This window comes from Anaerococcus sp. Marseille-P9784 (assembly GCF_902500265.1).
In the GTDB taxonomy this organism is placed as follows: Bacteria; Bacillota; Clostridia; order Tissierellales; family Peptoniphilaceae; genus Anaerococcus.
In genome coordinates this window covers 173,846-196,286 of record NZ_CABVOZ010000003.1, presented here as the reverse complement: position 1 = coordinate 196,286, position 22,441 = coordinate 173,846, and the positions used below count along the sequence as shown (strand labels likewise).

Sequence of the window (22,441 nt, the reverse complement as noted above, 5' to 3'; positions counted from 1 at the left end):
TTACTCTTGAAAAATAGTAAATTATTTTGTATAATCAACAATAGAGTTAAACAGAATCATATATTTGATTTATAGGAGGAAATATGAATAAATCAGAATTATTAGTAAGCATTTCAGAAAAAAGTGGTCTTAAGAAAAGCGAATCTGAAAAAGCTTTAAACGCAATGATAGAAACAATTACTGAAACTTTAGCAAAAGGCGAAAAAGTTCAATTAGTTGGTTTCGGAACATTTGAAACAAGAGATAGAAAAGCTCGTGAAGGAAGAAACCCTAGAAAACCTGACGAAGTTATTAAAATTCCAGCTAGCAAAGCACCAGTATTTAAAGCAGGAAAAACTTTAAAAGAAGCTGTTAATAAATAAAAAATTATATTAGACAAAAAAACCGGAACTTGAAATAAAGAACCGGTTTTTATATTTCTCTATAATCTTCATCGATTTTTTTCACATAATCTACAGTAACTGTTTTAAAATCTTCATAGTAGACCATACCAACAGCTGCACCTTTTGCTTTTTTCACATTTTTTTTGAATGTATAATCTACATCAATTTTATTTTCATTTTCTACAGAAGAATTTTTATAAGCTAAAAAAGCAGCTATTTTTATATCTTCTTCATTATAATTATTTGACCTTAAAATTACATGGCTACCTGGAAAATCTTTAACGTGAAACCACAAATCGTCCTTATTAGCTAATTTTAGGGTGATATAATCATTTTGCTTGCTATTTTTCCCAACATAGATGTCACAATCATTTTTTGTGAGAAAGTGATATGGCTTAGATTTTTTATTTTTATTAATTTTTTTGCTTTGTTTTTTAATTAAATTATTTTCTGCCATCTCTTCTTTTATATCATTAAGATCATCGATGGTTTTTGATCTTTCAATAAAATCAATTAATTGATTTAAGTATGATAGTTTTTCTTTTTGTTTTGGCAGATCTTTTTTAGCAAAATCTAAAGAATTTTTTAATTTTTTACTTTTAGAATAATAGCTTTCAACATTTTCCCATGAATTTTTTGTAGGGTCAAGGCTAATGGTTATTAAATTATTGTTTTCGTAGAAATTATTAACCTCAATATTTTTAGCGCCCTTTTCAATTAAATGGACATTTGCAGCTAATAAATCCCCGTACGACCTAAATTTTGCAATTTTTTCTTCGTTTAGTAAATTATCATTTAGTATGCTTATTTTTTTCTTGCTTTGTTTGATGTGAGCATTAACTTTTTTGGTCAAATCTTTTTTTATTTGATTAAGTCTATCATTTGTCTTGTTAGATTCATAAAACTTTTCAATTGCTTCACTCATCAAATCACAATCAATTTTTTTATAAGCTAAGTGTTTTAAGTCAATTGTGTGAAATTCTCTTATTTTGCCTTCGGATTCGTAATAATAGGACTTTAGATTATCATTTCTTATATCTTCTCTTAGTTTTAAAAAAAGATCATTTAATTTCCTTTTTTCATCTTCACTTACTAATCCCCATTTAATTTTAGGATCAATATTAGCCTGATAAATCAATTCTTTGCCCACAATAGGTGAAAAGCCAGTATAATTTTGGTTGAATATTTTGTAAGGTATAGCTGTGTCTGGAAGTTTTTGATCTAATTTTAATATATCAAATGAAAAATCATCTGCGCTTATATCGTATTTACCATCATCTATAAATTCATAGGTTAAGTTAGGAAGTATTTGCCTTACTGATGATATTGATTGATTAATTCTTTTAATGGAATCAATAATATTAAAATCATCGTCAGTTAGAACTATATTCGAATGCTTTCCCATTATTTCTACTATTAGCTTTTTTGACTTATTAAATCCCATTTCATCAATAGAGCTTATAGAAAATATCACAACTCTATCCAGGCCTTTTTGCTCGATATCAACTATTTTTGCTTGGTTTATATGTTTTCTTAAAACAAAGGTAAAATTAGGTGGGACTTCTGGGTTTTCATATTTTTTATTAGTTAAATTTATTCTAGCCTCATTATTATTTGCACTAAGCAATAGCTTATAACTTTTGCCCATTGAATATATATTTAAAATCACATCGTTTTTAGAAGGTTGGGTAATTTTCTGTATTTTTCCACCTAAAAGTTTATCTTTTAATTCATTTACTACTTTTCTTGTAACTATTCCATCGTAACTCATAAAATCTCCTTTTTTTTACTATACTATAAAATCAACTTGTAATAAGGTTTCATAAAAGTAAAATACATATGATAAGGAGGCGTAATGAATAAAGGATTTTTATTGGTTATATCAGGCCCTTCCGGAGTAGGAAAGGGAACTGTCCTTCACGATCTTATGAATACTCAAGAAAATTTAGTTTATTCAGTTTCAGCTACGACCAGGAAAAAAAGAGATGGTGAAATTGAAGGAGTAAGTTATTTTTATAAGAGTCATGAAGAATTTGAAAAAATGATTAGCGAAGATAAGTTTTTAGAATATGCTTATGTACATAACAATTATTACGGAACTCCTAAGGATTTTGTAGAAAAGAAAATAAGCGAAGGCAAAATAGTAGTTTTAGAAATCGATGTTCAGGGTGCTGTAAATGTGAAAAACAATACAGACAATGCTGTATTTATTTTTTTGGCTCCTCCAAGCCTATCAGAATTAAAAAATAGGATAGTTGGGAGAGGTACTGAAACAGAAAATGACATAAATCTTAGAATGAATAATGCTAGAAAGGAACTTGAGTACATAAAATATTATGATTACTTGGTAATAAATGACCATATAAATTCAGCAATAAATTCTGTTAATGAGATTATTAACGCCGAAAAACACAAGGTATTTAGAGAAGAAGATTTTAATATAAAGGAGATACTAGATGAATAATCCATCTTTTAAAAAACTTTCAGAAATTAGTCCAAGCAGATACGATATTTGTATGATGGTATCTAAAAGAGCCAGGAGAATTGTCAGTGGTTCAGCTCCATTAACTAAACATATTGAGGCTAAACCTGTTACTCAGGCATTACATGAAGTAATTGAGGGAAAAGTAACAAAAAAATGATTAAAGGAAAAAATATCTTACTAGGAATAAGTGGTGGAATAGCTTGTTATAAAGATTTGGAGCTTTGCTCAAGATTAATTAAAAAAGGCGCCAATCTTAAAATAATAATGACAAAATCTGCAACAGAATTTGTCAGACCCTTAGCTTTTGAAACTATGGGCAAATGCGAAGTTTACGAAGATATGTGGCAAGGTCATCACAATGAAGTTTACCATATAGAACTTCCTAAATGGGCAGATGTTTTTTTAATAGCTCCAGCTACAGCATCTACTATTGGGAAAATGGCAAATGCTATAGCTGATAATTTTTTAATAGCTTCTTATTTAGCTTGCTCAAAAGATGTTATCATAGCCCCATCAATGAATACTCAAATGCTAAATAATCCTGCGACCCAAAAAAATATTGAAACATTAATTTCCTATGGAGTAAAAGTTATAAATCCTGAATCTGGAATACTCGCCTGTAATACCATTGGCGATGGTAGGATGGAAGAACCTTCAAATATTGTTGAGCATTTGGAAGATTATTTTACAAAAAAAGATTTAGCAGGCAAAAAAATTATAGTTTCAGCAGGTCCTACAATAGAACCTATAGACTATGTAAGATATGTAACCAACCATTCTTCTGGGAAAATGGGCTACAATATAGCAAGAGAAGCTAAAAAAAGAGGTGCTGATGTAGTTTTAGTATCTGGTCCTGTAAATCCTTTTGAAATTAAAGGAATAACAAAAATAAACGTAAAAACAAATATCGAAATGAAAGAAGCAATCGAAAAGCATTTTGATAGTGCTGATGGTCTAATAATGGCTGCAGCACCTGTAGATTATAGGAGTAAAGAAGTTTCTGATAAAAAAATAAAAAAATCTGGAGAAAGCTTATACCTAGAATTCATAGAAAATTTAGATATATTAAAATATTTTGCAAGTAAAAAAAATAATCAAATCGTAATTGGTTTTGCTGCAGAAACTGACGATTTAATAACAAACGCCAACAAAAAACTTACTAGTAAAAATGCCGATTATATAATAGCTAATGACCTTAAAAAAGAAGGTGCTGGTTTTAACACAGATACAAATATTGCAAGTATTATTTCTAAAGATTCTGTAAGAAATTTAGAACTTATGACTAAATCAGAACTTGCAAATGAAATTTTAAATTTAATAAGGTGATAGTATTTACGCAAAAGTAATTATCAATAGTAAAAGCAGATATTTAAACAGAGCTTTTACTTATCAGATACCAAAAAAATTTAATAATAAATTAGACGTAGCAATGAGAGTTTTAGTTCCATTCGGCAAAGGTAACAAAACTAGCGTTGCTTTTGTTTATGAAATAGTTGAAAATATTAAAGCAGATTATGAGATTAAGGAAATTCTTGCAATAATTGATGAAAGACGAATTATTTCAAAAGAGTTGATGGATATGGCTTTTTTTATGACAAAATCATATATGTCGCCAATCCAAGCTTCTTTAAGACAAGTAATGCCTCCTACTGAAGTAAAAAACATTATTACTTATTATAAATCTGAATACGAAGAAGAAAATGATCTTTTTAAATTTCTTAAAATTCCTAAAACTATGGATGAAATAAGAGCTAAATTTGGAAATATCGAAGATCAAGTTCTAAGTAAAGTCGATCAAGGGAAAATAAGTATATCTTATGATGTTAAAAAAACACAAAATGTAACTTATGACGAATTTGTTAGTATAAACTCAAATAAGAACTATATCCTTAATAAAAATGCCAAAAAACAATTAGAAATAATTGAATATTTAGAAAAAAATGGAAAGACAAATTTAAAAATTTTATTAGCAAAAACAAAGGCTAATAAATCAAGCTTGATATCTCTTTACAATAAAGGATATATAAATATTGAAAAAATCGAACAAAATAAAGAATTAAAGTTAGATTATAATATTTATAAAAAATACAACTTGTCTAAAGAACAAAAAGAAGCCTTTGATAAAATTAAATCCAACCCCTCTGGACAATTTCTATTATTTGGGGTTACAGGTTCAGGGAAAACTGAAATTTTTTTACAAATAGTGGAAGAAGTTATAAAAGATAGAAAAGAAGCAATAATTTTAGTTCCAGAAATCTCACTTACTCCTCAAACTATAGAAAGATTTAAAGGTAGATTTAAAGAAAAAATAGCTATAATACATTCTGGATTGACCCCAAAAGAACGCTTTAATCAGTGGAAAATGATAAATAATAAAGAAGTAAAAATTGCAATCGGAGCAAGATCTGCAATTTTTGCACCTTTTAATAATTTGGGAGTAATTATTATTGACGAAGAGCATGATAGCTCCTACATTTCATCAAAAGATCCTAAATATCACACTGAGGATTTAGCAAGATTTAGAGCAAGCTATAATAACTGCAATTTAATCCTTGCCTCTGCAACACCATCTATTAGCACAATGAAAAAAACAGAAGATGGAATTTATGAATTAATTCATCTAACACATAGAATTAACAAGTCTATGCCAAAAATAGAGATTGTTGATCTAAGAGAAGAGCTTAAAAAATCAAATTATTCTGTGATTAGCCATAGATTGCGTGAAGAAATAGAAATAAATCTAAAGAATAGAGAGCAAAGTATTTTATTTTTAAATAAAATTGGCCATGACTCTTTTACTTTCTGTAGAACTTGTGGCTATGTGGTCAAATGCGAAGCTTGTGATGTAGCAATGACCTATCATAAAGGAATAGATAGGTTAGTTTGCCATTATTGTGGAAGAACTAGTAAACAAGTTAAAATTTGTCCTAATTGCCATTCAAAAAAAATCAAAGAATTCGGCGCTGGAACAGAAAAGCTTGAACAAGAAGTAAGAGAAATTTTTAAAGATGCTAAAATTATGAGAATGGATAGCATGGTAGCAAATAATAAAAAAAAATATCAAGCTATGTATGAAGGAATGAAAGAAAATAAAATTGACATTCTTTTGGGAACTCAAATGATTGCAAAAGGCTTAGATTTTAAAAATGTTACCCTTGTAGGAATTATTTCTGCAGATCTTAGCCTAAATGTTGGAGATTTTAGAGCTCAAGAAAATACTTTTCAACTTTTAACGCAAGTGGCTGGTAGAAGTGGAAGAGCTGATAAACCTGGAAGAGTCATAATTCAAACTTATAGACCAGATAATTTTGTAATCCAAGCTGTAAAAAAAAATGATTATATGAGTTTTTACAAGAATGAATTGGCTCAAAGAAAGGCTTTTTCATATCCGCCTTATAAAAATATCATAAGTTTAAAAGTTGTAAATAGTGATAGAATCAACACTATAGAAATTTCTAAGAAATTTGTAAATCAATTAAGAAAATATTTAAAAAATGATAAAGATATTGATATAATAGGTCCTAATCCATGTAAGATATCAAGAATTAACAATAAATACAGGTATAATATAATTGTTAAGTCATTTGATAAGGACCTAGAAAAGCTAATAAAAACAATTAATTTTATCCGCAATGATTTTATCAATAAATACACCGAAACTAGTTTTATACCAGCGCTTAACCCAACTAATATAAATTAAGGAGCTAAAATGTTTGATTTTTTTAGACGAAAAAAAGATATTAAAGATGAAATAGAAGAAGTCGAAGAAAGCTTAGAAGATAATACAAGTAAAGATGATGATTCCAATGAAAATATTGTTGAATCAGAAAATCTTGAAAATGAAGAATCAAATCCAATCGATGAAACGCACGATTATTTGGATGTCGATACAGATCTAAATAATGCAGAAGAAGAAATAGAAAAAAATATAAAAAAAGTAAGCTTCTTTGATAAACTTAAAGATGGACTTATAAAAACACGTGACCAGTTTTCTTCACAAGTAAAAAATCTTTTTACTGCAAATGTGAAAATAGATGATGAATTATTTGAAGAATTAGAAGAAATACTTATATCAGCAGATATAGGAATGGATAGTACTTTAGCAATTGTAGAAAGTCTTAGAGATGAAATAAAAGAAAGAAAAATCAAAGATACAAATGAAATTTATCCTCTACTTGAAGAGATAATGATTAAACATTTGGATAAAAATAATTTAGACAACGAATTAAATATTAAGCAAGATGAGCTATCTATTATATTAGTAATCGGAGTAAACGGTGTTGGCAAAACAACGACAATAGGAAAACTTGCTTATGATTTAAAACAAGAAGGAAAGAAAGTAATGTTAGCTGCAGCAGATACTTTTAGAGCAGCAGCTATAGAACAGCTTGGAGAATGGGCAAATAAGGCAGATGTGGAAATGGTAGCTCTTGATCAAGGAGCTGATCCTTCAGCTGTAATTTTTGATGCTATAAGAGCTGCTAAAAGCAAAGATATAGATGTCTTAATTTGTGATACTGCAGGTAGACTTCATAATAAGAAAAATCTAATGAAAGAATTAGAAAAAATTAATAAGACAATAGATACTCACGCTGGTAAAGCTAACAGAGATAATTTATTGGTCTTAGATGCTACAACTGGACAAAATGCAGTAAGTCAACTTAGAGAATTTAAAAATGTTACAGATATCACAGGTCTTTTTTTAACAAAACTAGATGGAACTGCAAAAGGTGGAATAATATTTCCTCTACAATCTGAGCTTAATGTACCTGTAAAATATATAGGTCTGGGTGAAGGAATAGATGATTTAGAAAAATTTGATTCTAAATCTTTCGTAAAAGCTTTGTTTTGATGTTGAAATTTTAATCAATCTATAGTAAAATACTTAAGTACTACAAAAATATACACATCCTTGGATAAGTATTTCGTTGCCTTAATTAGGTTAAATATTTATAAGAAGAGGATGGAAGAAGAAAACGGAGGAATTTATATGGCAGTAGTTTCAATGAAAAAATTACTTGAAGCAGGTGTACACTTTGGACACCAAACTAGAAGATGGAATCCTAAAATGTCTAGATTCATCTTCACAGAAAGAAATGGAATCTATATTATAGATTTGCAAAAAACATCTAATCAAATTGATCAAGCTTATTTAATGGTTAGAGATATTGTAGCTGATGGTGGAGATGTTTTATTTGTTGGTACAAAAAAACAAGCTCAAGATGCTATAGAGTATGAAGCAAAAAGAAGTGGACAATACTACGTTTCTAACAGATGGTTAGGTGGTATGCTAACAAACTTTAATACAATTAGAAAAAGTATTGACAAGCTAAAAAGATATGAACTTATGGAAGAAGATGGAACATTTGACCTTCTACCAAAAAAAGAAGTTTTACAATATCAAAAAGAAATGGATAAACTTGAAAAGAATCTTGGTGGAATAAAAGAAATGGAAAAACTTCCAGATGTTTTATTCGTAGTAGATCCAGGTGAGGAATCAATTGCAGTTCATGAAGCAAAAATCTTAGGAATCCCAGTTGTAGCAATTGTTGATACAAACTGTGATCCAGATGAAGTGGATATGGCAATTCCTGGAAACGATGATGCAATTCGTGCCGTAAAACTTATCACATCTGTAATTGCAGATGCTGTTATAGAAGCTAATCAAGGCAGTGAATTTGCCCCAAGAGAAGATGATTTAAACGACCAATCTGAAGAATATATAGAAGAAAATGTCGATGATGAAGCTGATAATGAAGAAGTATCAGATGAAGAAATAAAAGCAGCTAAAGAAGAAATAGAAGCGTCAGCTAGCGAAGATAGTGAAGAAATCTAAGGAGAATAATATGGCTATAAGTGCAAGTTTAGTAAAAGAATTAAGAGAAATAACCGGTGCAGGAATGATGGACTGCAAAAAAGCTTTAGAAGAAACTAATGGTAATGTAGATCAAGCTGTAAAACTCTTAAAAGAAAAAGGACAAGCAACACTTGATAAAAAAGCTGGACGTATAGCAGCTGAAGGTGTAATTGGTTCTTATATTCATAACAACAAGATTGGTGTTATAGTAGAAATAAATACTGAAACAGATTTCTCTGCTAATACCGATACAGTTAAAAATTTTGCTCGTGATATAGCTATGCATATTGCAGCATCTAGTCCACTTTATATTTCTGAAGAAGATGCTGATGAAGCTGATATAGCTGAACAAAGAGAAATCTTAATTAAACAAGCAATCAATGAAGCAAATGCAAATATGCCTGAAGATAAGAAAAAAATGATTGCTGAGAAAAAAGTAGAGGGAAGACTTAAAAAATATATGTCTGAAGTTTGCTTACTAGATCAAGCTTACATTAAAAATCCAGATCAAACAGTTGAACAATATCTAAGAGACACTGCAAATAGTGTAGGTGAAAACATCAAAATTAGAAGATTTGCAAGATTTGAAGTAGGTGAAGGTCTAGAAAAGAAAGAAGAAGATTTTGCTGCTGAAGTAGCATCACAAATGAACGCTTAATAAAGAATTTTCAAACTTTAGGGTTGTTGCTAATAAAACTATTTACTAGTTTAGCAACGACCCTTTTTTAGTAATTATAGGAGGGGATAATGTTTAAAAATTTTAAATGGTTTTTAAAATATTCCAAAAAGAATTATTTGATAGGATCTATTTCCTTAATAGTAACTGATATTATTTCTTTATTTTTACCTTACATTACAGGAAAACTTATAGATATTGTTTATAATAATTCACTTGATTCTGTCACATTTAGAAACTTAATATTATTTGCAGTATTTATGGTATTTTTAAAATACATAACTGCAATTGCTTGGTCTTATAATATTTTTAAAGCATCAGCAAAGATGGAATATATATCAAGAGATAAATTAATGAATAAGTTTTTGAGGCAATCTCAAAGATTTTTTGAAAAAAATCCTACTGGATCTTTGATGAGTAAGTCAACTCAAGATGTTAGTCAAATAGCAATGTATGCTGGTTTTGGAGTTTTGGCTTTTTTTGATGCAATTTTATTTCCTATTTTTATAATAATCATGATGATTATAAATACTGGATTTAAAATAACTGTATTTTCAATTTTACCTTTAGCCTTGTTGGGTCTTGTTCTAACTAAAATTATGGAGAAAATTTACTCAAAGAGCAAAGCAGTTAATAAATCTTTTGATGAGCTTACAGATAAAGTTCTTGAAGATGTTGAAGGTATTAGAATTATAAGAGTATATAATATAGAAAATATTAGAGAAGAAGCCTTTAAAGAAAAAGCTAGAATTTTAGCTGATAATAACGTATCGCTTGCTAAAACAGATGCCATAATAGAACCTGTTGAAAGATCTCTAACAGCTTTGTCTTTTGTAATTGCAGTAGCTTTTGGTTCTTATTTGATATCTAATGGAAAACTTAGCCTTGGACAATTAGTATCCTTCACTTATTATTTGAATATGCTTATTTGGCCAGTTTTTGCTATGGGAGAATTTTTAAATCTTCATCAGCAAGCTAGTGCGGCCATGGATAGAATTAATGAAATTTTAGTTTATAGAGAGGAAATTGAAGATTCCAGCAAATTTAAAAGAGTTAATGATAATCCAGATATTTTTTTCAAAGATCATAATTTTTCATATCCTACAAGCAAAGATAATGTTTTAAAAAATATTAATCTTTCTATAAAAAATGGAAGTTCTCTAGGAATTATTGGAAAAACTGCTAGTGGGAAAACAACAATAATTAAACAACTTTTGGATTTATATAAAGTTGATAAAGACACAATAATTATCGGAGATCAGTATTATAGTGATATATCAAGTTCATCGTTGAAGGATTTAATTGGCTATGTGCCGCAAAAGCATATGATTTTTTCTGATACCATAGAAAATAACATTAAATTTTCAAATCCTAAAGCTAGCGATGAACAAATAAATAAAGCTATAAAAATAGCTGATTTTACAAAAGATATAGGCGAATTTACAGACGGACTTAATACAATGACTGGTGAAAAGGGGGTATCCTTATCTGGGGGACAGAAGCAAAGAATTTCAATTGCTAGAGCTGTATTAAATAATCCTCAAATTTTGATTCTTGATGATGCCATGAGTGCAGTAGATGCTAATACTGAAAAAAATATAATTAATAATTTAAAAGCTATTAGAAATAATAAAACAACAATAATTATCGCTCACAGGATTAGTCAAGTTCAAAATTGTGATAAAATCATAGTTCTTGATGATGGAAAAATTGTAGAAGAAGGCAATCATGATGAATTGATGAGTAAAGATAGTTGGTATAAAAAACAATACGAAAATCAAATTATTGGGGGTGCTATAGATGATAAAGAAAAATAAATATCAAATAAAAACATTAAAATCTTATGCAATTTCTGAAAAAATTGATTTTATTAAAGGATTTATATTTTCTGTTCTTTGTACAATTCTACAAATTATATCACCTTTGATAATAGCTAACATAATAAATAATTTGATCAAGAAAAATATGTCAGTTGATGAATTTACGAAAATAATCTTATTTTTGCTATTGTATTTAATTATCAATTTTTTGGCTGGATTTTTCTTAAATAGAACATTAATCTCATTTTCTATTGCGGCAAATAATGTTGCTTACAATATACAAAAAGATGTTTACAGGAAAGTCAATTCCTTTCCTATAAGCTATTTTGATAGCCTACCTGCTGGGAAGATTTCATCTAGAATAACAAATGATACAAATAAAGTTAAAAATATGTTTAGACTTTTATTCTCAGACCTTCTAACTTCAAATATTCAGATTATAGGATTGATAATAATTATATTTGTTACAAATTATAGAGCAGGTCTGATGCTTCTAATATTAGCTCCTTTAGTCTATATCATCTTTAAATCTTATACGACTTACACGAGAAAATACACTGGTGAAATTAGAAAAAACACATCTGAAATTAACGCACAAATTAATGAATACATTCAAAACATGGAAATAATACAAGTCTATAATAAAGAAGATTATATAAAAGAAAAATTTGACCAAACAAATAGCAAAATTTTTGATCTTTCATCAAAACTTGCAAAAATCAGATCCTATTCTGGTTTTAGAGCTATGGATATAGTATCTTATCTTGCATCTATAATAGTATTAATTTACTTTGGGCTAGGGCAAGTAACTGATTGGTATAAAGTAAGCATTGGAAGTTTGTATGTGATTTTTGATTATACTAGCAGACTTTTTAATGAAATCAGATTTTCAATAATGAGATTTGGTGAAGTTGAAGAATCTATGGCTTCAGCTGATCATATTTTTGAACTCTTAAAACTTGAAAGTCAAGAGAACTTGACTAAGAACATTGATTCTATTGATAATGAAATAATATTTGATAATGTAAGATTTTCATATATAGATGGTGAAGAAGTAATAAAGGGAATTTCTTTTAAAGTTGATAGGGGAGAATCTGTTGCTTTTGTTGGACAAACTGGTTCTGGAAAATCTACACTCATTAATTTACTTTTAAATTTCTATCAAGTTGATTCAGGAAAAATAACTATTGGTGGGGTTGATATCGCAAGTGTAAATAGGGAGAGTCTGAGAAAAGATATGGCAGTAGTTTTGCAAGATTCTTTCTTATTTAAATCTGATATTGCAAAAAATATAACTTTAGATCAAGATTTCACAGATAGAGAAGTAAAAGAGGCATTAATAGCTGTAGGTGGTGAAAATTTAGTAAAAAAAGGTATTCACACTCCTGTCATGGAAGGTGGATCTAATTTATCTCAAGGAGAAAAGCAATTAATTTCATTTGCACGCGCCTATATTAGAAATCCAAAGATTTTAATTCTAGATGAAGCAACAAGTAACATCGATACAGAAACAGAAAAAATAATTCAAGATGGCATAGAGAAATTAAAAGAAAATAGAACTACATTTATTATAGCTCATAGGCTTTCAACTATAAAAGATGTTGACAAAATAATAGTTTTATCATATGGAAAAATTGTCGAAATGGGAAATCATAATAATTTGATGAAATATGATGGTTATTACAAAGAAATGTACAAAAAACAAATGAAAGACAAAAATACTTATAGCTTTTAAAAAACATTTTATAAATAAATCAAAAAATAAGTTTCGTATAAATATCAAAATATGGTATAATTATAAAGGAATCATTATTCCGATAAATCAAATAGGAGGTGATAATAAATGGATAATCCAATTGTTATAATCATTACTGTCGCCTTCGTATTGTTAGCTTTTATTTTGGGCTTTATTTATCAAAAAAAATCTAGTGAAAAAAAGATAGGCAAGGCTGAAGAACTAAGCCGCCAAATCATCGAAGATGCTAATAAGCAAGCTGAAACTTTAAGAAGAGAAACTCTTAAAGAAGCTAAAGATGAGATATCTAAAATAAAACTAGAAAACGATAAAAAGTTTAATAAAAAAACAGATGAGCTAGATAAAAAAGAAGCTCGTTTGTTTAAAAAGGAAGAAAGTCTTGACAATAGAGCTTTATTGATTGACAAAAAGGCTGATCAAATCTCTAGTGATCAGAAGAGGTTAAAACAAAAAGAAGACAGCATTGATAAACTGATTGAAAAACAACAATCAGAATTGCAAAGAATCGCTGGGCTTACAAATAGTGAAGCTAAAGAAATAATCTTAGAAAATGTAAAAAAAGATACTATTCACGAATCTGCAAAACTTATTAAAGAAGCTGAGGAAAGAATAAAAACAGAAAGCAAAAAAATTGCCACTGAAATTCTTGCTACTACAATACAAAGATATGCATCAGATCAAGTAGCAGAAAATACTGTTTCAGTTGTAAATCTTCCAAATGATGAGATGAAAGGAAGAATTATTGGACGCGAAGGTAGAAATATTAGAGCCTTCGAACAACTTTCAGGAGTTGATCTAATAATTGATGACACACCAGAAGCTGTAGTTATATCTTCATTTGAACCAGTTAGAAGAGAAGTTGCTAAAGTTGCTTTAGAAAGATTAATTTTAGATGGAAGAATTAATCCATCAAGAATTGAAGAAACTCTATTAAAAGCAGAAGAAGAAGTTGAGCAGAGAATAATAGAAGATGGAGAAAAATCCGTAGATGCTGCAGGAGTTCGTAATTTACATCCACAATTAGTTAGATTAGTTGGTAAGATGAAATTTAGAACAAGCTATGGGCAAAATGTTATGAAACATTCTGTAGAAGTAGCAAACTTAGCTGGAATGTTGGCTGAAGAAATCGGCGCTGATGCGCAAATTGCCCGTAGAGGCGGATTATTACACGATATAGGCAAATCTATAGACCAAGAAGTATCTGGAACTCACATCGATCTTGGAGTAGAAATGGCTACTCGCTATGGAGAAAATAAATATGTAATTAACGCCATAGCATCACACCACGGAGATGTAGCTCCAAATTGTGTTGAATCTATACTAGTTCAAACCGCTGATGCAATATCAGCTGCTAGACCAGGTGCACGTCGTGAAAGTTTGGAAAATTATATTAAGAGATTAGAAAATCTTGAACAAATAGCTAATACTTTTGATGGAGTTGATAAATCGTTTGCTTTACAAGCTGGTAGAGAACTAAGAATTATGGTTAAACCAGAAAAAATAAGCGATGATAAAATGATTGTAATTGCTAGAGAGATTGCAATGAGGATCGAAAGTGAATTAGAGTATCCTGGAGAAATTAAAGTTAACGTTCTAAGAGAATCAAATGCGATAGAATATGCAAGATAAGATTTAAAATTAAGAGCTTGGTAAATAAATTTATTTACAAGGCTCTTTTTTAAATTGTCACTTTATAAGCTAATTTCCAAAATATTTCTACCTATGATAGATTATAGAAAATGAGAGATATGACAAAAATAAATTATTGCACAAAATAGTTATTTTGTGCAATAATTGTATTATACAAAATAAGAAGTAAAATATATAATGAGATTATCAGAAACCGGAGTTTTTATAAATATGACTAATGCAATTATACTAACAGACTACTTGAATTTTTTAAAATCAGTTAGAGGTTTATCGGAAAAAACAATTAAAGAATACTCTTATGACCTTGAAGGATTTTTAAAATTTCAAATTATTAGAAAGGTTTATTTTGGAGATGAATTAGATTTTGAGAAAAATTTCAATTATAAAGATATTAACAAGATAATAAATCCATCTTTTCTTGAAAATTTAAACATAACTGATTTTTACGCATATCTTTCTTTTTTGGATAATGAAAAAGATGATAATCCAACTACCAGATCGAGAAAAATTTCTGCATTGAAATCTTTCTATAAATACCTTTATCAAGAGATTGAAGTGATTGATAAAAATATCACAGAGAAGTTAAGAAACCCTAAAATAAGTCAAAGGCAACCAGTCTATCTTACCCTAAACGAAACCGAAAGACTTTTAGATGCAATAAATACCGAAAAAAATACTTTATTAAGAAATAGAGATATGGCCATCGTTTTTACATTTTTAACAACTGGTATGAGGCTTTCAGAGCTTGTAAGTATTAATGTTAGCGATATTTATGATGATCATTTTAAAATTATCGGGAAAGGAAATAAAGAACGCACTATATATTTGACAGATAACGCATTAGTATTAATTCATCAATATTTAAAAATAAGAAATGAATATTTAGATGGCCAATATGTTGATGCTTTATTTATTTCAACCAGAAAAAAAAGAATCAGCAACAGGACTGTTCAAGCAACGATTGAAAAATACTTACGAAAAGCAGGTTTTGACACTTCTATATATTCTACTCATAAATTACGTCATACAGCAGCTACATTAATGTATAAGTATGGCAACGTCGATATTAGAGCTCTTAAAGATATCTTAGGACACGCTAATGTTTCAACTACGCAAATATATACACACTTAGATGATGAAGATTTGAAAAATGCAGTTAAAAAAAATCCCTTATCAAATTTGGAGATTTAAAAACAAGGGTACTTATATGTATCCTTGTTTTTTAAAATTGCTTAAAACGAGTTTTAGAGCGAGCATTCCTTGATAATAATTTAAGCCACCTTGTAAATATGCTATATAAGGGCTTCTTAATGGTCCATCTGCTGATAATTCTGAAGTTGCTCCTTCAACAAAGCCACCGGAAGCCATTATTACTGGATCTTCGTAACCTGGCATAGGAAATGGTTCTGGTATCAAATATGAATCTACGGTTGAGGCTTCCTGGATAGATTTACAAAAAGTAATCACCTTATTAGGGTCTTTAAATTTTATTGCTTGAACTACATCACTTTGAGGATCGTTTATTTTTGGAATTACTTCATAACCAAAAGAATCAAATATTTTAGCAAATAGCATTCCTACTTTGATAGCTTCCTTTACTATGTGTGGAGCAAAATATAAGCCCTGCAAAACTGATCTGCTTGTTCCAAAGCTTAAACCTTCGTCTTTACCAATTCCTGGTGCGGTAAGAGTATTGGAGCAATATTCTATAAGATCTTTTTTCCCACAAATATAACCACCTGTAATTGCAATTCCCCCACCAAGATTTTTTATTAAAGATCCCGCCAATATATCTGCACCAACTTCTATAGGTTCCTTATCTTCGGTAAATTCTCCATAGCAATTATCCACAAATACAATTGTTTTTGGATTTGCTTTTTTTATTTCTATTATGGCTCTTTCAATTTCATCAATAGTAAAAGCTCTACGTTCTGTATAACCAGTTGATCTTTGTATTAAGGCTAATTTGGTATCTTTATCTACAACTTGTGAAATATTTTTATAGTCTATAAGTAAATTATCATCCAAGTCCAATTTTTTATACTTTATTCCTTTTGATAATAAATTTCCTTTTTTATTTCCTACAATTCCAATTACTTGTTGCATAGTATCATAAGGGTCATCAGTTATGGCAACCATCTTATCACCGTAATTTAATAGAGAAAATAAAACTAAGGACAAGGCGTGCGTTCCAGCGACAATAGATGGCCTTACAAGAGCATCTTCAGCTTTAAAAATATCAGCAAAAATTGCTTCAACTTTTGCTCTTCCGACATCAGCGTAGCCATAGCCAGTTGCTGAAATAAAATCTTGAGTAGAAAGTTTATTCTTATTAAAAGCCTTCAAAACTTTTAATTGATTAAATTCAGAGATTTCTTCTAAGATTTCAAAGTTGCCTTTTAGTTCATTTTCTTTACTTTTTATTAATTCTTCAAAAGATTTGTCTAAATTAAAAAAATTATATATACTATCAAAATTCATAAGTATCCTTTATGATGCTGGTAATTATGTCGCCAGCATCTGTTTTATTTATATTATCCATAAATATTTTGTGGCAGAAACTATAATCTAAGTATCTTTTCATCCATGTAACTTGTCTTTTTGCGTAATGTCTGGTATTTTTTTGTATATTATCTATTAATTGATCTATACCAATATCCCCACTAATATATGGAAAAATTTCTTTATAACCTATTGCAGCCATAGACTGACTATAAGTATTCAATTTATATATCTTAACTAAGTCTATAAATTCTTCAATCAATCCATCATCTATCATAGAAATTACTCGATTGTTAATTTTTTCGTAAAGTCTACTTCTATCATTGTAATTTAGAAAAAATAATATTGGATTGATATTTTCATTTAATTTTTTATTTCCTTTTCTTGCCTTAGAAGGAATTTCTCCTGTTGTTTCATATATTTCTAAGGCTCTAATTATTCTGTTTGTTTCATTAGGATGATATTTTTCTGCAGAAATCGGATCAATTTTTTTTAGCTGATTATATAAATAATCATTACCTTTTTTATTTACAATTTCATTTAGCTTATTGCGAATATCGTCATTTCTTGGACTATTTCCAAAATTCATGTCAAATAAAATTGAATCTATATAAAAACCAGTTCCACCAACTAAAATAGGAATTTTACCATAATTATTTATATCGCTTATTAAATTTCTTGTTATTGTAGAATAATCATCCACAGAAAAGTTATCATTAGGGTTAATTATATTTATCATGTGATGAGCAATATTTTCATAATCTAAAACTTTGTTTGTTCCTATGTCCATATATTTATAAATTTGCTGGCTATCCGCTGATATTATCTCTCCATTAAAATTTTTCGCAATATTTATAGCTATATCACTTTTACCACTTGCTGTAGGACCTGTAATAATAATTAAATTATTTTTCAAAATATTTCTCCAATTCTTCATTTGTCAAAATTAGCATGGTCTTTTTGCCTTGCTGAGTTTTATATGGATTTTTTAGACTAAATAGCTTATCAAGTAGTTCATTTGCTTCTAATGCGCCAATGGAATGACCTTTTCTAAAGGAATTTGATTTAATTATCTTGTTGATTTGATCAAAAAGAATTTCTTTCTTATTATCTATGTCAATATCCAAAAGATCATAAAAAAATTGATCAGATTCTGGACTTTCAAATATTTGTGGAATAGATCTTATAATAATTGTATCATTTGCAAAATCATCTATTTCAAAGCCTAATTTTAATAATAGATCCTTTTTATTTTTGTATTTTATTCTATCACTAGCTTTTAAATTCACAATAATTGGATCTAATAAAATTTGACTATCTATGTTATCCTTGTTAAAATTTTTTAAAAAATAATCGTATTTTAAAGCTTCATCGGCTCTCCTATGATCTAGAATTAGAACATTGTTATCACTTGCTAAAAAAATTGAATATCTATTAAATATGCTTGTTAAATATCTATAAGTTAATTTTTTTTCAATAAAACTTACATTTTCTTCTATCTTATTATTATCTAATAATTCTTCATCAATAGTGTTTATAGGCTGATTATTATTTTCTAATTTTTTATTGACATCAAAAAAATCATCATTTTCATAAGATGCTTGATCTTCACTTACTTTTGAAAGAGATTTATATTTATCTAACAATTTTTCATAATCGCTTAAATCCAATAAGGAATTATCTTTAATTTCTGGAGCCTTTAAAATTGCTGGATTTGCGTTTATTTTTAAAGCACTAGTTATTGTTTCTGCTAATAAATCAGAAAGTTCATCTTCGTATACAAATTTTATTTCTCTTTTATTTGGATGAACATTGATATCGATATTTTTTGGATTAGTTTGAATATATAAAAACAAAGCGGGATACCTACCATTAGGTATTAGACTTTTATACTCATTTTCAACCATATTTATTATAAAATTACTAGTAATAAGTCTTTTATTTACAAAGATATATTGTAAGGCGCGTGTGCCTCTATAATAATTAGCATCTGAAATATAACCATGTATTTGATATATAGTATTAGAATTTTTGATATTTATCAAATTATCCTTTAGTTTATCATCTAATAAATTTGTAATTCTTAAATCTAGATTTTCATTTGCACGAGTTTGAAATTCTAATCTACCATCTTTGATATATTTTATAGAGACATCATCATAACCTAAGGCTAGAGAATACATAAGCTTTGATATTGCATTTGTTTCAGAAAGATCAGACTTTAAGAATTTTTTCCTAACTGGTAAATTTTTAAAAATATCTCTAACTTCGATACTTGTACCAGTATTAGTAGCTATAGGTGATTGAATTATATTTTTTCCATTTAAAAGAATTTTTTGACCTATTTTTTCTTCTTTGGTTTTTGAAATAGCACTTACTTCGCTTACACTAACAATGCTAGCTAGTGCCTCACCTCTAAATCCTAAGGAATAAATGCTATATAAATCTTTAAAATCTACTATTTTTGATGTTGTATGTTTTTCAAAGGCTAATTTTAATTGATCACTTTCAATGCCAACTCCATCATCTGTTACTCTTATATAGGTTTTTCCACCGTTTTTAATTTCTACAGTGATATTTTTTGCCTTAGCATCTATAGAATTTTCAAATAACTCTTTTACAACAGAAAGAGGTGACTCTATCACCTCCCCTGCCGCTATTTGATCAATTGTATATTTGTCTAATTTTACAATCGGCATTATAGCTCACTTATCCTTTCAACTAAAAAATTTAATTTATTTATTGCTTCTAGAGGAGTAAGATCATTAACATTTATTTCACTTGCTAATTCTTTAATATATTTATAATTTTCATCATCTATTGTTTTTATAGTTTGCTTTATTGTGTCAGCCTTACTATCTTCAAAATCCTCGTTATCGATTCTATCCATAAATATTCGTGCATTGGCAATAAGTTCATCAGGTAAACCACTTAATTTAGCTACTTCAATACCATAAGATCTATCAGACTTGCCATAAGAGATTTTTCTAAGAAAAACCAAATTTTGCTTATCATTTAAAATCTCAATTTTTAAATTTTTAACATTATCTAATTCATTTTCTAATTCAGTTAGTTCATGGAAATGTGTTGCAAAAACAGTTTTAAATTTCTTTTTTTTGGAAATATAATTTACTAAAGCCATAGCAATACTCAATCCATCATCAGATGAAGTTCCTCTACCAACTTCATCTAAGATAACAAATGAATGTTCGCTAGCGTTTTCCAAAATATTGCTAACTTCATTCATTTCTAACATAAAAGTAGATTCGCCCTTTGAAATGTTATCGCTAGCACCAATTCTAGAAAATAATTTATCGCATATGCCAATACTAGCAAAAGATGCAGGTACAAATGAACCCATCTGTGCCATAATTATTATTATTGCAATTTGTCTCATGTAAGTAGATTTGCCAGCCATATTTGGGCCGGTTATTATTTGAATAATGTTATTATCTTCACCGATATCGGTATCATTTGCTATAAATTCATTTTCTTTTAATTTTTTTTCTATTACTGGATGTCGACCATCTTTTATTATTATCTTATTATCATTAGTTAAAATAGGTCTTGTGTAATTATTTTCTACGGCAACCTTAGCCAAAGTATTTAAAGTATCAATATTTGCTATCATTTTAGCTAAAGCTTGTAAATGTAAAGTTTCCCCAAGAATTTTATCTCTGATATCGTTAAAAATTTTATACTCTAAGTCATTTTTTTTATCGTTGCCATTAATTATTAGATTTGCTAATTCTTCTAGTTTTTCTGTAGTATATCTTTCTTGATTTTTAAGAGTTTGCTTTCTGATATAAGAATTTGGTACCTTATCTAAGTTACTTTTAGTTATTTCTATAGAATATCCATTATTTTTGTTATAAACAATTTTGTAGTTTTTAATCCCAGTCCTTTCCTTTTCGGACTCTTCGTAGGATTTTAAATCATTAATTGCATGATTTGATTTTTCTACTAAATCATCTAAGGAATCATCATAATATTTTTTTATTATTCCTCCCTCTGTTATTGAAATAGGAGGATCATCGACTATTGAATCTTCTAATAAATCGTACAACTTATCCATATCAGGTAAATTAATTCCAAGATTTTTCATATCTTCATTATCTAAATTCAATAAATAAGATTTTAATTTAGGAATATCTTTTATGGAATTTTTTAGAGAAATAAAGTCTCTAGCATTAGCTCTTTTATAAGAGATTTTTCCAAGTATTCTCTCTAAATCAAAAATATTGGATAAGTAATTTGAAATATTTTGAGATTCAATCCTATTTTCTGAAAAATATTCAACTATATCTAGTCTTTTGTCTATTTTTTCTATATCTATAAGAGGTCTCTCCAACCATTCTTTGATAAGTCTTGAGCCCATGACAGTGTCGCATTTGTCTAGAATTTCTATAACAGTATCAGATTTCGAATTATTATTTAAATTCCTAAGTAATTCTAAATTTTTGCTGGTATTTGCTTCTAGTTCTAAATAATCATTTATTTCAAGTATTTCAATATTGTTTATGTGACTAAGCTTATCATCGTAAAATTTATATATATAATCTAATAAGTTGGCTAAGGAAATTATTGATAATCTTAAATTCTTTATTTTTTCAAAATTTTCAGCTCCTAAATATGAGTAAACACTTTGACTTCGGCTATCGTAATCTTTATCATCTTCTATATAATTTACAAAAATATTAGATTGATAATTAAGATATTTTTTTAGCTCATTTAGATCATATTTTTCGTTAATTATTAATTCTGAAGGATTGATTTTTTCTATTTGATCAATTGTTCTTTTTTCTATAAGACTAGTAGATCCTTTTATTTCAAAGCAAACAAGTTTACCAGTAGAAATATCACAATAAGATATGCCAAGACCATAAACATTTTGAAAAATTGATAATAGATAGTTATTTTCTGTATTTTCCAAGGAATCCATATCAGTTATGGTTCCAGGAGTAATAACTCTTGTAACTGCTCTTTTTACAAGGCCCTTTGCATCTTTAGGATCTTCAATTTGATCGCATAATGCAACCTTATAACCTTTTTTTACAAGTTTGGAAACATAATTATCAATAACATGGTGAGGAACTCCACACATAGGCGCTCTATTTTCATGACCACAATCTTTACCAGTAAGAGTAAGTCCTAAATTTTTGCTAATAATTATTGCATCATCAAAAAAAGATTCAAAAAAATCTCCCACTCTATAGAGCAATAAAGCATCTTTTAAATTATTTTTAACATCTACGTAATGTTTTAACATTGGAGAAAGTTTCTCATAAGAGAATTTATCTTTCATTTCATCC

General features: G+C 28.3%; 17 protein-coding genes. 12 read left to right on the top strand and 5 right to left on the bottom strand.

Annotated elements, in window-relative coordinates:
* Positions 1-83: 83 nt before the first annotated feature.
* Positions 84-362, top strand: coding sequence for an HU family DNA-binding protein (locus tag GAN53_RS07580; protein ID WP_099320678.1), 279 nt, complete (start codon positions 84-86; stop codon positions 360-362).
* A 49-nt stretch (positions 363-411) separates the two neighbouring features.
* Here the strand turns inward: GAN53_RS07580 and GAN53_RS07575 are convergent, their stop codons facing one another.
* Positions 412-2,154 (bottom strand): NFACT family protein, encoded by a 1,743-nt coding sequence (locus tag GAN53_RS07575; RefSeq protein WP_151410503.1) that lies wholly within the window; start codon positions 2,152-2,154, stop codon positions 412-414.
* Positions 2,155-2,238: 84 nt separating this feature from the next.
* Here GAN53_RS07575 and gmk point away from each other — a divergent pair, with 84 nt between their 5' ends.
* The 11 genes from gmk to GAN53_RS07520 all read left to right on the top strand — a co-directional run bounded on the left by gmk (position 2,239) and on the right by GAN53_RS07520 (position 15,818).
* The gene (gmk, locus tag GAN53_RS07570; RefSeq protein ID WP_151410502.1) at positions 2,239-2,847 is read left to right on the top strand and encodes a guanylate kinase; all 609 of its coding nucleotides are present in this window, start codon (positions 2,239-2,241) and stop codon (positions 2,845-2,847) included.
* Positions 2,840-3,025, top strand: a complete 186-nt coding sequence (rpoZ, locus tag GAN53_RS07565; RefSeq protein WP_151410501.1) for a DNA-directed RNA polymerase subunit omega — start codon at positions 2,840-2,842, stop codon at positions 3,023-3,025. The genes gmk and rpoZ overlap by 8 nt, the downstream gene beginning before the upstream one ends.
* Positions 3,022-4,194 carry a bifunctional phosphopantothenoylcysteine decarboxylase/phosphopantothenate--cysteine ligase CoaBC gene (gene coaBC / locus GAN53_RS07560; protein WP_151410500.1) on the top strand — a complete coding sequence of 391 codons (1,173 nt, stop codon included), beginning with the start codon at positions 3,022-3,024 and terminating at the stop codon, positions 4,192-4,194. The genes rpoZ and coaBC overlap by 4 nt, the downstream gene beginning before the upstream one ends.
* Before the next feature lie 4 nt (positions 4,195-4,198).
* Entirely contained in the window at positions 4,199-6,568 is a 2,370-nt protein-coding gene (priA, locus tag GAN53_RS07555) for a primosomal protein N' (RefSeq protein WP_151410499.1), read from the top strand.
* 9 nt (positions 6,569-6,577) lie between these two features.
* Positions 6,578-7,720, top strand: a complete 1,143-nt coding sequence (gene ftsY, locus GAN53_RS07550; RefSeq protein WP_151410498.1) for a signal recognition particle-docking protein FtsY — start codon at positions 6,578-6,580, stop codon at positions 7,718-7,720.
* Between the two features lie 138 nt (positions 7,721-7,858).
* Positions 7,859-8,704: a 30S ribosomal protein S2 gene (gene rpsB / locus GAN53_RS07545; RefSeq protein ID WP_151410765.1), complete on the top strand. Its 846-nt coding sequence runs from the start codon at positions 7,859-7,861 to the stop codon at positions 8,702-8,704.
* Positions 8,705-8,714: 10 nt separating this feature from the next.
* Complete coding sequence (tsf, locus tag GAN53_RS07540) at positions 8,715-9,383, top strand: translation elongation factor Ts (RefSeq protein WP_151410497.1); 669 nt, start codon at positions 8,715-8,717, stop codon at positions 9,381-9,383.
* A gap of 89 nt (positions 9,384-9,472) precedes the next feature.
* A complete protein-coding gene (locus GAN53_RS07535) occupies positions 9,473-11,218 on the top strand; it encodes an ABC transporter ATP-binding protein (RefSeq protein ID WP_151410496.1) in 1,746 nt (581 codons plus the stop codon).
* Positions 11,202-12,956, top strand: a complete 1,755-nt coding sequence (locus GAN53_RS07530) for an ABC transporter ATP-binding protein (protein ID WP_151410495.1) — start codon at positions 11,202-11,204, stop codon at positions 12,954-12,956. The genes GAN53_RS07535 and GAN53_RS07530 overlap by 17 nt, the downstream gene beginning before the upstream one ends.
* A 108-nt stretch (positions 12,957-13,064) precedes the next feature.
* Positions 13,065-14,606: a ribonuclease Y gene (rny, locus tag GAN53_RS07525; RefSeq protein WP_151410494.1), complete on the top strand. Its 1,542-nt coding sequence runs from the start codon at positions 13,065-13,067 to the stop codon at positions 14,604-14,606.
* Between the two features lie 198 nt (positions 14,607-14,804).
* Complete coding sequence (locus GAN53_RS07520; protein ID WP_225791848.1) at positions 14,805-15,818, top strand: tyrosine recombinase XerC; 1,014 nt, start codon at positions 14,805-14,807, stop codon at positions 15,816-15,818.
* Between the two features lie 12 nt (positions 15,819-15,830).
* On the opposite strand, the gene GAN53_RS07515 is transcribed toward GAN53_RS07520, so the two are convergent.
* The 4 genes from GAN53_RS07515 to mutS are packed head-to-tail and all read right to left on the bottom strand — an operon-like array spanning position 15,831 to position 22,434.
* Positions 15,831-17,108: an aminotransferase class I/II-fold pyridoxal phosphate-dependent enzyme gene (locus GAN53_RS07515; RefSeq protein ID WP_151410493.1), complete on the bottom strand. Its 1,278-nt coding sequence runs from the start codon at positions 17,106-17,108 to the stop codon at positions 15,831-15,833.
* Positions 17,098-18,045, bottom strand: a complete 948-nt coding sequence (gene miaA, locus GAN53_RS07510; protein WP_151410492.1) for a tRNA (adenosine(37)-N6)-dimethylallyltransferase MiaA — start codon at positions 18,043-18,045, stop codon at positions 17,098-17,100. The genes GAN53_RS07515 and miaA overlap by 11 nt, the downstream gene beginning before the upstream one ends.
* Positions 18,035-19,828, bottom strand: a complete 1,794-nt coding sequence (gene mutL / locus GAN53_RS07505) for a DNA mismatch repair endonuclease MutL (RefSeq protein WP_192574102.1) — start codon at positions 19,826-19,828, stop codon at positions 18,035-18,037. The genes miaA and mutL overlap by 11 nt, the downstream gene beginning before the upstream one ends.
* On the bottom strand, positions 19,828-22,434 hold the full coding sequence (gene mutS / locus GAN53_RS07500; RefSeq protein ID WP_151410490.1) for a DNA mismatch repair protein MutS: 2,607 nt from the start codon (positions 22,432-22,434) through the stop codon (positions 19,828-19,830). The genes mutL and mutS overlap by 1 nt, the downstream gene beginning before the upstream one ends.
* Positions 22,435-22,441 lie beyond the last annotated feature (7 nt).

Coding starts and splice junctions, on each gene's coding strand:
- rpsB (WP_151410765.1), top strand. CDS start 7,859: ATGGCAGTAGTTTCAATGAAAAAATTACTTGAAGCAGGTGTACACTTT.
- gmk (WP_151410502.1), top strand. CDS start 2,239: ATGAATAAAGGATTTTTATTGGTTATATCAGGCCCTTCCGGAGTAGGA.
- mutS (WP_151410490.1), bottom strand. CDS start 22,434: ATGAAAGATAAATTCTCTTATGAGAAACTTTCTCCAATGTTAAAACAT.
- coaBC (WP_151410500.1), top strand. CDS start 3,022: ATGATTAAAGGAAAAAATATCTTACTAGGAATAAGTGGTGGAATAGCT.
- GAN53_RS07580 (WP_099320678.1), top strand. CDS start 84: ATGAATAAATCAGAATTATTAGTAAGCATTTCAGAAAAAAGTGGTCTT.
- ftsY (WP_151410498.1), top strand. CDS start 6,578: ATGTTTGATTTTTTTAGACGAAAAAAAGATATTAAAGATGAAATAGAA.
- GAN53_RS07520 (WP_225791848.1), top strand. CDS start 14,805: ATGAGATTATCAGAAACCGGAGTTTTTATAAATATGACTAATGCAATT.
- rny (WP_151410494.1), top strand. CDS start 13,065: ATGGATAATCCAATTGTTATAATCATTACTGTCGCCTTCGTATTGTTA.
- GAN53_RS07515 (WP_151410493.1), bottom strand. CDS start 17,108: ATGAATTTTGATAGTATATATAATTTTTTTAATTTAGACAAATCTTTT.
- GAN53_RS07530 (WP_151410495.1), top strand. CDS start 11,202: ATGATAAAGAAAAATAAATATCAAATAAAAACATTAAAATCTTATGCA.
- GAN53_RS07575 (WP_151410503.1), bottom strand. CDS start 2,154: ATGAGTTACGATGGAATAGTTACAAGAAAAGTAGTAAATGAATTAAAA.
- rpoZ (WP_151410501.1), top strand. CDS start 2,840: ATGAATAATCCATCTTTTAAAAAACTTTCAGAAATTAGTCCAAGCAGA.
- tsf (WP_151410497.1), top strand. CDS start 8,715: ATGGCTATAAGTGCAAGTTTAGTAAAAGAATTAAGAGAAATAACCGGT.
- GAN53_RS07535 (WP_151410496.1), top strand. CDS start 9,473: ATGTTTAAAAATTTTAAATGGTTTTTAAAATATTCCAAAAAGAATTAT.
- mutL (WP_192574102.1), bottom strand. CDS start 19,828: ATGCCGATTGTAAAATTAGACAAATATACAATTGATCAAATAGCGGCA.